This is a genomic window from Chroococcidiopsis sp. (assembly GCF_051657925.1).
Taxonomy (GTDB): Bacteria; Cyanobacteriota; Cyanobacteriia; order Cyanobacteriales; family Chroococcidiopsidaceae; genus Chroococcidiopsis.
This window is the reverse complement of record NZ_JBOFLP010000316.1, coordinates 1-8,874: the sequence shown is the minus strand read 5'-3', so window position 1 is coordinate 8,874 and position 8,874 is coordinate 1. Positions and strand designations below refer to the sequence as shown.

General features: G+C 44.1%; 16 protein-coding genes. 13 read left to right on the top strand and 3 right to left on the bottom strand.

Annotated features, from left to right (window positions below):
- From nifN to fdxB, 10 genes are all read left to right on the top strand, one after another.
- Positions 1-725, top strand: a 725-nt coding sequence (gene nifN / locus ACRC32_RS25475) for a nitrogenase iron-molybdenum cofactor biosynthesis protein NifN (RefSeq protein WP_438556594.1), incomplete at its 5' end; no start/stop codon positions are given.
- A 176-nt stretch (positions 726-901) separates the two neighbouring features.
- Positions 902-1,312: a nitrogen fixation protein NifX gene (gene nifX / locus ACRC32_RS25470; RefSeq protein ID WP_438556593.1), complete on the top strand. Its 411-nt coding sequence runs from the start codon at positions 902-904 to the stop codon at positions 1,310-1,312.
- Positions 1,309-1,785, top strand: coding sequence for a NifX-associated nitrogen fixation protein (locus ACRC32_RS25465; protein ID WP_438556592.1), 477 nt, complete (start codon positions 1,309-1,311; stop codon positions 1,783-1,785). The genes nifX and ACRC32_RS25465 overlap by 4 nt, the downstream gene beginning before the upstream one ends.
- Positions 1,786-1,810: 25 nt before the next feature.
- Complete coding sequence (locus tag ACRC32_RS25460; protein ID WP_438556591.1) at positions 1,811-2,041, top strand: CCE_0567 family metalloprotein; 231 nt, start codon at positions 1,811-1,813, stop codon at positions 2,039-2,041.
- Positions 2,038-2,352 carry a nitrogenase-stabilizing/protective protein NifW gene (gene nifW, locus ACRC32_RS25455; protein ID WP_438556590.1) on the top strand — a complete coding sequence of 105 codons (315 nt, stop codon included), beginning with the start codon at positions 2,038-2,040 and terminating at the stop codon, positions 2,350-2,352. Before ACRC32_RS25460 ends, nifW begins: the two co-directional genes overlap by 4 nt.
- A gap of 11 nt (positions 2,353-2,363) precedes the next feature.
- The gene (locus ACRC32_RS25450; RefSeq protein ID WP_438556589.1) at positions 2,364-3,200 is read left to right on the top strand and encodes a HesA/MoeB/ThiF family protein; all 837 of its coding nucleotides are present in this window, start codon (positions 2,364-2,366) and stop codon (positions 3,198-3,200) included.
- 131 nt (positions 3,201-3,331) lie between these two features.
- Positions 3,332-3,703, top strand: coding sequence for an iron-sulfur cluster assembly accessory protein (locus tag ACRC32_RS25445; RefSeq protein WP_438556588.1), 372 nt, complete (start codon positions 3,332-3,334; stop codon positions 3,701-3,703).
- Positions 3,704-3,732: 29 nt separating this feature from the next.
- Positions 3,733-4,032 (top strand): 2Fe-2S iron-sulfur cluster-binding protein, encoded by a 300-nt coding sequence (locus ACRC32_RS25440; RefSeq protein WP_438556587.1) that lies wholly within the window; start codon positions 3,733-3,735, stop codon positions 4,030-4,032.
- 11 nt (positions 4,033-4,043) lie between these two features.
- Positions 4,044-4,421, top strand: coding sequence for a FeoA family protein (locus ACRC32_RS25435; protein ID WP_438556586.1), 378 nt, complete (start codon positions 4,044-4,046; stop codon positions 4,419-4,421).
- Positions 4,422-4,444: 23 nt separating this feature from the next.
- Positions 4,445-4,741: a ferredoxin III, nif-specific gene (gene fdxB, locus ACRC32_RS25430; RefSeq protein WP_438556585.1), complete on the top strand. Its 297-nt coding sequence runs from the start codon at positions 4,445-4,447 to the stop codon at positions 4,739-4,741.
- Positions 4,742-4,769: 28 nt separating this feature from the next.
- On the opposite strand, the gene ACRC32_RS25425 is transcribed toward fdxB, so the two are convergent.
- Positions 4,770-4,895, bottom strand: a complete 126-nt coding sequence (locus tag ACRC32_RS25425; protein WP_438556584.1) for a hypothetical protein — start codon at positions 4,893-4,895, stop codon at positions 4,770-4,772.
- On the opposite strand from ACRC32_RS25425, the gene ACRC32_RS25420 reads away from it, so the two are divergent.
- Complete coding sequence (locus ACRC32_RS25420; RefSeq protein ID WP_438556583.1) at positions 4,878-5,504, top strand: class I SAM-dependent methyltransferase; 627 nt, start codon at positions 4,878-4,880, stop codon at positions 5,502-5,504. The genes ACRC32_RS25425 and ACRC32_RS25420 overlap by 18 nt on opposite strands.
- A gap of 15 nt (positions 5,505-5,519) precedes the next feature.
- Here the strand turns inward: ACRC32_RS25420 and ACRC32_RS25415 are convergent, their stop codons facing one another.
- Positions 5,520-5,729 carry a TOBE domain-containing protein gene (locus tag ACRC32_RS25415; protein WP_438556582.1) on the bottom strand — a complete coding sequence of 70 codons (210 nt, stop codon included), beginning with the start codon at positions 5,727-5,729 and terminating at the stop codon, positions 5,520-5,522.
- A gap of 250 nt (positions 5,730-5,979) precedes the next feature.
- Between ACRC32_RS25415 and modA the strand changes: the two genes are divergently transcribed.
- Both modA and modB read left to right on the top strand, forming a co-directional pair.
- Positions 5,980-6,780 carry a molybdate ABC transporter substrate-binding protein gene (modA, locus tag ACRC32_RS25410; protein WP_438556581.1) on the top strand — a complete coding sequence of 267 codons (801 nt, stop codon included), beginning with the start codon at positions 5,980-5,982 and terminating at the stop codon, positions 6,778-6,780.
- A gap of 13 nt (positions 6,781-6,793) precedes the next feature.
- Positions 6,794-8,620, top strand: coding sequence for a molybdate ABC transporter permease subunit (gene modB, locus ACRC32_RS25405; protein WP_438556580.1), 1,827 nt, complete (start codon positions 6,794-6,796; stop codon positions 8,618-8,620).
- A gap of 32 nt (positions 8,621-8,652) precedes the next feature.
- On the opposite strand, the gene ACRC32_RS25400 is transcribed toward modB, so the two are convergent.
- Positions 8,653-8,874: hypothetical protein (locus ACRC32_RS25400; protein WP_438556579.1), on the bottom strand; the 222-nt coding region annotated here is incomplete at its 5' end.

Here is an 8,874-nt window from a genome sequence, read left to right as displayed (position 1 = left end):
GACTAAAACCCATTGTCGTACCCGATCTTTCCGCCTCACTCGACGGTCACTTGGATGATTCCTACAGCGCGGTGACGGGTGGTGGTACAACTTTGGCAGAATTAAGAGCAATGGGGAGTTCGTTGTTTACCTTAGTACTAGGCGAGAGTCTGCGCGGTGCGGCGGAGAGTTTGCAAAAACAGTTTGGTATACCCTACGAAGTATTTCCGCAACTGACTGGATTAGATGCAGTCGATGACTTCCTTCAAGGATTGGTAGATTTGAGCGGCAATGAAGTCCCAGAAAAATACTGCCACCAACGCCGCCAGTTGCAAGATGCCATGCTAGACACTCACTTTTACTTTGGGCGCAAGCAGGTAGCGTTAGCACTAGAACCAGATTTACTGTGGTCAATAGCTTGGTTTTTGCGATCGATGGGGACTGAAATTCATACCGCAGTCACAACCACAAAATCGCCCGTTTTAGAGCAACTACCAGTCGAAAGCGTCACGATTGGCGACTTAGAAGACTTCGAGCAATTAGCAGTAGGTTCTGACCTGCTGATCGGTAATTCTCATACTAAAGCGATCGCCCGTCGCCTCGACACTCCCTTCTATCGCCTTGGTTTCCCCGTATTCGATCGCTTGGGTAACGGACAGCGTTGCACAGTCGGCTACCGAGGCACGATCGAGCTTTTATTCGATCTTGGCAACCTGTTTTTGGAAGCGGAAGAAGCAAAACATTAGGAGCTAGGGGCTGGGGGCTAGGGGCTAGAAAAGAGCAGAGGAGCAGAGGGGCAGAGGGGCAGGGGAGCAGGGGAGCAGGTGGGCAATTACCATCAACCATTAACCATCAACCACCAACTACCAACTACCAACTACCAACTACCAATTACCAATTACCAATCTTACGGAGGAGCAGTATGAAAATTGCCTTCACAACTAACGACAGAATTCATATTAATGCTCACTTTGGTTGGGCGAAAAAGATCGATGTTTATGAAGTTTCACCAGAAGGTTATCAGTTTGAAGAAACACTCCGATTTGATGGCGATCTTAAAGAAGATGGTAATGAGGACAAATTACTGCCAAAAATTGAAGCACTATATGATTGCACGATTGTTTATGTATCGGCAATTGGAGGAAGTGCAGCAGCTCGGTTAATTAAGAAACGCATTACACCAATTAAAGCCAGATCTGAAGATGATGAAATTATCGATATCCTTGAAAAGTTAGTCCAAACTTTGAAAGGCAGCCCTCCCCCCTGGTTGCGAAAAGCCTTGCAACAAAAATCACCCAGTTTTGCAGAATTAGAAGAGGAAGTAACTGTATGAGTCCTACTGAAACCACCAACCAAACGACTGCTAACGAAGCCCTCAATTCTCTATTTGTGCAGGAATTAGTCAGACAAATCCGCGCCCAAGATTCTTATGGTTTTTATCGCAATTGGGCAGATGAATTAGTTGTCAAACCCTATATTGTGAGCAAAGAAGCTAAGCGCAAAATTTCTGTAGAGGGCGATGTTGACCCCGTGACAAAAGGCAGAATTTTATCATTCTACCGTGCGATCGCAGCTCGAATTGAACAAGAAACAGGCTTATTATCCCAAGTAGTTATCGATTTGAGTCATGAAGGTTTCGGCTGGGTACTTGTATTTTCTGGTCGTCTGTTACTAGTTGCCAGAACCTTACGCGATGCTCAACGCTTCGGCTTTGATTCCTTGGAGAAATTAACAGCCGAGGCAGACAAGCTAGTTGAAAAAGCGATCGATTTAGCTCAGCGTTATCCCGAAGTTGGCAAACTGTAAAAATAGAAAATCTCAAAGGATTTGTATGGTACAAGTCACCGAAACTACTGTTAACCCAGATATTAACGAGCTAAAAACTCAAATCAAAAAGCTTAACAGTAAAGCCGGACAAATGAAGATGGATCTGCACGATCTTGCAGAAGGTTTACCTACAAATTACAACCAACTTATGGATGTAGCAGGTCAAACCTATGAAATCTATCGACAGATTGATGAACTCAAGCAACAGCTAACAAAATTGGAGCGAGGGAAATGAGCAGAATAGCCCAATTTCAACAAATTGTCGATGCAGAACAATATTTTGAGTTTTTTGATTTGCCTTACGATGCTCAATTTGTGAATGTGAATCGCCTGCATATTTTGCAGAAGTTCTCTAACTATATCAAAGAGATCGATCGCACTTCCCCTGAGTTAGACGACGAGCAACGGCTGAGTCAATATCGCCATGCTCTCCAGCAAGCTTACGATGTTTTTCTTGCTTCCAAACCTGTCGAACAAAAGTTATTCAAGGTGTTTAACGAGAAGCCACAAAATGTAGTTTTGCTGACAGAAATTGGTGTAGATTGAGGAGAAAAACTGTGTTAGACCTCACCCCCATCGAATTAGAACGCTACCGTCGCCAAATTATGCTTCCTGGTTTTGGCGAGGAGGCACAGCAACGGTTGAAATCGTCAACAGTACTGGTGACAGGTGTAGGCGGGCTGGGTGGCACGGCGGCGCTTTACCTGGCGGTAGCAGGAGTTGGGCGGCTCATCCTGGTACGGGGTGGCGAACTGCGACTAGATGACATGAATCGCCAAATTCTCATGAGCGATGATTGGGTGGGCAAACCCAGAGTTCTCAAAGCGAAAACAACGCTAGAACAGATCAACCCAGATGTCCAAATCGATGCCCTTTGCGAGTATGTCACGCCAGAGAATGTTGACGATTTAGTACGAAATGCTGACGTTACCCTCGACTGCGCCCACAACTTCATCGAGCGAGATTTGTTAAATGCTGCTTGCGTGCGCTGGAAAAAGCCAATGGTGGAAGCAGCGATGAATGACATGGAGGCATACTTAACCACAATTATCCCCGATCGCACCCCTTGTTTATCTTGCATATTTCCAGAAAAGCCCGATTGGGATAAACGCGGTTTTGGCGTTTTGGGTGCGGTATCTGGAACCCTAGCCTGTTTGACTGCACTAGAAGCAATCAAGCTGATTACAGGGATCGGTAAACCGCTACTATCTCAACTGCTAACGATGGACTTGGGCAGTTTAGAGTTTGCCAAGCGTCGCCCCTACCACGATCCTAACTGTCCGGTTTGCGGTACTCCTGCTTTCTCGCACTATTCTACTTCGCGATTGCGCGATCGCCTCGATCCCCCAACCCCCTTAAAAAGGGGGCTAGTAGCACAATCTCCCCCTTGTTAAGGGGGATTAAGGGGGATCTTCAAGAGCTATACATCCTCACCGAGGGGCTAGTAGCACAATCTCCCCCTTGTTAAGGGGGATTAAGGGGGATCTTCATTCCTCATCCCCAACAACTAACTTAAGGAGATATTATGACCCTAACATTAACAGAAGTTGCAGAATTCCGGCTTCGTACCTTCCTGCAAGCCACTAGCAAAGAAGACAATTCCGCTCAAAAAGGCATTCGTGTTGCCGTTGAGGATGGCGGTTGTAGTGGCTACCAATATTCCTTAAACATTGCCAGCACGCCACGGGTAGACGACATAGTAGTAGAGCAAGGCAAACTACGCATCTACATTGACTCACAAAGCGCTCCGTTATTGGAAGGAGTTGTCATCGATTTTGTCGATAGCTTGCTAGAAAGCGGATTTAAGTTTAGCAATCCCAATGCTACTGATACCTGTGGCTGTGGAAAATCGTTTCAAGCAGGCGATTGTACTCCCGCTGGCGTGCCGTGTAGCTGATAACTTAATTTATTTTGGAGGACACGACGATGACGACTTATCAAGTACATTTAATCAATAAAAAGAGATCGCTCAACATCACCATCCCTGTTGAGGAATCTACTACGATTCTAGATGCCGCAGAAGAACAAGGACTAGAGTTACCCTTTTCCTGCCAATCTGGTTCTTGCTCTAGTTGCGTTGGCAAAGTGGTTGAAGGCGAAATCGATCAGTCAGATCAGGTATTTTTAGATGACGAACAAGTTGCTAAAGGGTTTGTGCTTCTCTGTGTCGCCTATCCTCGCTCTGACTGCACGATCCGCACACACCAAGAAGCCTATTTAGTCTGAGTACCCGCGATATGTTTACTGACTTTACCATTTTTGGCTCCTCGCTCAGTTTGCTCCAACCTGGAGAACAGGGAGTAGTTAATAGAGTCGAGAGTGCAGACGGGGCTACAGTACAGAAACTCAGAGCAATGGGCATTGTACCTGGAGTCACCATTATTCTACAACAGCGATCGCCTGCCTACACGATCGCAGTAGGAGGCGATCGCCTGATTCTCAACCAAAAATCTGCCGATGCAATATACGTGCGGTTGACGGCGCGATCGATCTCTGCACCCATTCAAGCTGTTGGTACGACCAGATTTTTAACTGCTCTATTCCGGCGGTTGAGAAAAAACACTCGGCGAATAGAATTCGCGGCTACACAGTCGAAGTCTGCCGGCGCGGACTGAATATACTAAGGAGAGAAGACACTATGGCAACACTTACTGGTTTGACTTTTGGGGGTAAAAGCTGGACACCCCAATTCGTGCAAGAAATTAACCAAGATAAATGTATTGGCTGCGGTAGATGTTTTAAAGCGTGCGGTCGGAACGTGCTACTACTGCAAGCACTGAACGAAGACGGGGAAATTGTGGAAGATGAGGAGGCTGAGGAAATCGAGCGCAAAGTCATGTCTATCGTTCATCCAGAATACTGTATTGGCTGTCAGGCTTGCGCTAGGGTTTGTCCCAAAAATTGTTACACTCATAGCTCGTTGGAACAAAATTAGACATAGCAATTTGGTTATTGGTCATTGGTCATTGGTAGTTGGTAGTTGGTAGTTGGTAGTTAGTGAATCCTCCTCTGCCCCTCTGCTCCTCTGCCCCTCTGCCCCTCTGCTCCTCTGCCCCTCTGCTCCCTGAATTATGCCTATGAACGACCAACTAGAAAGCCAGGTTTTTGAACGAAATTGGTCTGCTTACTACCAAGCAGTAGAAGGTCGTCCGCCGCGAGAAACACTGCTGTCAGCCTTGACAAGGTTTGAGGCATTATCTGAAGGGTTGCAACAATTTGCGGTGGATTTGGGCTGCGGAGATGGACGAGACACTGTGGAACTGCTGAAGCGGGGTTGGCGGGTACTAGGGATTGATGGTGCAGCAGAAGCGATCGCCCGCCTGCAAAATCGTCCTGACGTGGATCTCCATCGCCTGGAAACTTTGGTGATGCGCTTTGAAGATCTGGTATTGCCAGAATCAGTAGATCTAATCAATGCCAGTTTTTGTCTACCATTTTGTCCGCCGGAACATTTTCCTAGCTTGTGGAACAAAATTATCGCAGCATTGAGGGTTGGGGGACGTTTCTGCGGTCAATTATTTGGCGATCGCGACTCTTGGGCAATTTACCCTAATATGAGCCATCATACCCGCGCCCAGGTGGAAGAATTGCTGCAACCCTTCAAAGTTGAATGGTTTCAAGAAGAAGAACACCCAGGCAAGACTGCTTTAGGCGAACAAAAGTACTGGCATATTTATCATATTGTTGCTTGTAAATAGCGACTGACCGATCGACTAATCAACTGCAACCATAACGTCTGACGATTTAACGACAGCGTAAGCCTCTTTGCCCTCCGCAAGTCCCAAGCTTTCAGCCGAGGATTTTGTAATAATTGCAACTATTTCCACCCCAGGTGCAAGTTCTAACGTGACTTCACTATTAACGGCTCCTGGTACAATTTTTTTGACAGTTGCTTTCAAGGTATTGCGGGCGCTAATCTTCATTTGTCGATCTTTTGTATGTGTTTTGTTGGCTCGATTTTCTATCTATTTATGCTCGTTAAACTGTAAATTTAAATACTTTTTGCTATCGAGCGATCGCCTCATCATCTCCTTTAAGAGTTAGAGGTTCCTGCATATTTACTAATTATAAGTATATGCTTATCCAATCTATTTGAAAACCAGATTTACTGTAGATCTGCTATAAATTTTAGTTATTGATGGCGAATAAAATAAATATTGAAGCAGAGGTTCTATGAAAAGAAGAAACTTTTTTGCCTTTATTTGTGGAGTTGCGATCGCGCTCATTTTAGCAACTATGTTAAACTGGCTTAATCCATCTCCTGTAGTTGCACAAGCAAATGCAACTTTGCTCGTATCTGCTGCTGCTAGTCTACAAGATGCCTTAAAAGAAGTTCAACCAATTTTTCAACAAGCTCAGCCGCAGCTCAAAGTTAATTATAATTTTGGTGCGTCTGGTGCATTGCAACAGCAAATAGAACAAGGTGCGCCAGCAGATATATTTTTTTCTGCCGCTACAAAGCAAATGAATGCTTTGCAGGATAAAAATTTGATTCTTCCCGATACCCGTCGTGATTTGTTAACTAATCGCCTTGTCTTAATTGTGTCAAATACTTCTAGTTTGAAGATCGGCGATTTCAAGCAACTAACAGACACTAATATAAAGCGAATTGCTGTAGGCGAATTTCGCAGCGTACCAGTAGGACAATATTCTGAGGAACTCTTCAAGAAATTAGATATTTTAGAGCAAGTGAAATCTAAATTAGTATTTGGTAACAATGTCCGTAACGTACTATCTGCTGTGGAAAGTGGCAATGCTGATGCTGGTATTGTTTATACCACAGATGCCAAGTTATCAGATAAAGTTCGAGTAATAGCTACGGCATCGGACAATTTACATTCACCGATCGTTTATCCTATAGCAATTATCGGTAATAGTAAAAATCCTGATGCTGCTAAAGAATATATTCGGTTTTTAACTGATAAGCAAGCGAGAGCGATATTTGAAAAATACGGGTTTGGGATAGCTCAATAGAGGTGCGATCGCAATGTTAATTGATTTTTCCCCGTTATGGATTTCTTTAAAAACGGCTTTATTTGCCACATCAATTACTTTTTTACTCGGCATTGCGGCTGCTTACTGGATGTTAGGATATCGGGGAAAATGGAAGTCGCTATTTGAGGGAATTTTTATCTCACCCTTAATTTTACCACCAACGGTAGTAGGATTTCTATTACTATTGCTATTTGGTAAAAATGGGGCTTTAGGAAAATTCCTAGAACCACTCAATATTAGTGTTGTTTTTACTTGGTATGCTGCTGTAATTACAGCTACAGTAGTGTCTTTTCCATTAATGTACAAAACAGCACTGGGAGCCTTTGAACAAATAGATCCGAATCTTCAAAGAGCAGCTAGAACCCTCGGTGCATCTGAATTTACAGTATTTTGGCGAGTAAATTTGCCCTTAGCATTACCTGGAATTTCAGCAGGAACTACTCTAGCTTTTGCCCGTGCTTTAGGTGAATTTGGCGCAACATTAATGTTAGCTGGCAACATTCCAGGCGAAACTCAAACGCTGCCAATGGCAATTTATTTTGCCGTAGAAGCGGGAGCAATGAATGAAGCCTGGTTGTGGTCGTCAATCATTTTAGCAATTTCTCTATCGGCGATCGCCGCTGCCAATTTTTGGCAAGAATCGAGAATAGGGGTGAGGAGTAAGGAGCGAGGAGTGAGGGAAAGAGGAAGAATTTCTAACCACCAATTACCAATTATCAATTACCAATTACAAATTACTAATTCTAAACTAATTGTAGACATTCAAAAGCAATTAGGTAATTTTCAGTTAAACGTGTCATTTAATGCTGGCGATCGCCAAACTTTAGGAATGCTGGGGGCTTCTGGTGCTGGCAAAAGTATGATTTTACAGTGTATTGCTGACATAGAAACACCAACAAAGGGACGTATTGTATTAAACGGAAGAGTGCTATTTGATTCGGAACGCCGAATTAACATTCCCGCACGCGATCGCCGTGTTGCTTTCTTGTTCCAAAATTATGCTTTGTTTCCTCATCTGACGGTAACTCAAAATATTGCTTTTGGCTTACCAAAGGGTATGTCTAAAACGAAAAATAAACAACAGATAGAAGCACAACTAGCAGCAGTGCAATTACAAGGACTAGAAAACCGATATCCTCACCAACTTTCAGGCGGACAACAGCAACGGGTAGCATTAGCAAGAGCTTTGGCGACTCAACCAGAAGCGCTATTATTAGATGAACCTTTTTCTGCACTAGATACACACTTACGCAGTCAACTAGAAAAGCAATTAATCTCAACTCTCTCGACTTATCCAGGTATCACTTTATTTGTGACGCACAATTTAGAAGAAGCTTACCGAGTTTGCAGTAATCTATTAGTATTGGAAAAAGGTCAGGCGATCGCTTCTGGTTCCAAACAGGCAATTTTTGAGCGACCAAATACTTTTAGTATTGCTCAACTGACGGGTTGCAAAAACTTTTCTCGCGCTCGAATTAGTAGCGGCTCTGGTGAAGTAGAAGCACTCGATTGGGGAGTAAAACTACAAGTTATCGAACCAATTCCAGCAAAACTAAATTATTTAGGAATTCGCGCTCATCAACTCATTTTCACCAACAATCCTAACTCTGAAAATACATTTCCTTGCTGGTTAGTGCAAACAGGAGAAACACCACACCGAATGACGCTGTATCTCAAACTAGGCGATTGTCCGTTACATTCTCAGGATTATCACCTGCAAGCCGAGGTTTTCAAGGAAAAATGGGCAGATCTCAAAGATTGCCCTTTCCCTTGGTACGTGCGTCTAGATCCCTGGCGGCTGATTTTAATGCAAGAGTAGCGGCATTTGCGATCGTCTTGCTAACTCCCTAGCTAACTCCCTGCATGACGCTCCAAAATCAACACTTTTGCAACATGTTCTGGTAAATCTGTCAGCTCTATTTCTCCCTCTACAGTACGGCTAGGAGAGCTAAAGGTATAGTTAGGGTCGCACTCTTTAGTATCGTAGACTTGAACGTGCCACTTATCTGGTAATCCTTCAACACCAATTTCAACAACATACCAGCTCTCGCCAACGAAGCGAGCAGAGAGGAT

Excerpts from the sequence above, each read along its gene's own strand:
- modB (WP_438556580.1), top strand. The coding sequence starts at position 6,794 with ATGTTAATTGATTTTTCCCCGTTATGGATTTCTTTAAAAACGGCTTTA.
- ACRC32_RS25460 (WP_438556591.1), top strand. The coding sequence starts at position 1,811 with ATGGTACAAGTCACCGAAACTACTGTTAACCCAGATATTAACGAGCTA.
- modA (WP_438556581.1), top strand. The coding sequence starts at position 5,980 with ATGAAAAGAAGAAACTTTTTTGCCTTTATTTGTGGAGTTGCGATCGCG.
- ACRC32_RS25445 (WP_438556588.1), top strand. The coding sequence starts at position 3,332 with ATGACCCTAACATTAACAGAAGTTGCAGAATTCCGGCTTCGTACCTTC.
- ACRC32_RS25465 (WP_438556592.1), top strand. The coding sequence starts at position 1,309 with ATGAGTCCTACTGAAACCACCAACCAAACGACTGCTAACGAAGCCCTC.
- ACRC32_RS25440 (WP_438556587.1), top strand. The coding sequence starts at position 3,733 with ATGACGACTTATCAAGTACATTTAATCAATAAAAAGAGATCGCTCAAC.
- nifW (WP_438556590.1), top strand. The coding sequence starts at position 2,038 with ATGAGCAGAATAGCCCAATTTCAACAAATTGTCGATGCAGAACAATAT.
- ACRC32_RS25415 (WP_438556582.1), bottom strand. The coding sequence starts at position 5,729 with ATGAAGATTAGCGCCCGCAATACCTTGAAAGCAACTGTCAAAAAAATT.
- ACRC32_RS25420 (WP_438556583.1), top strand. The coding sequence starts at position 4,878 with ATGCCTATGAACGACCAACTAGAAAGCCAGGTTTTTGAACGAAATTGG.
- fdxB (WP_438556585.1), top strand. The coding sequence starts at position 4,445 with ATGGCAACACTTACTGGTTTGACTTTTGGGGGTAAAAGCTGGACACCC.
- nifX (WP_438556593.1), top strand. The coding sequence starts at position 902 with ATGAAAATTGCCTTCACAACTAACGACAGAATTCATATTAATGCTCAC.
- ACRC32_RS25435 (WP_438556586.1), top strand. The coding sequence starts at position 4,044 with ATGTTTACTGACTTTACCATTTTTGGCTCCTCGCTCAGTTTGCTCCAA.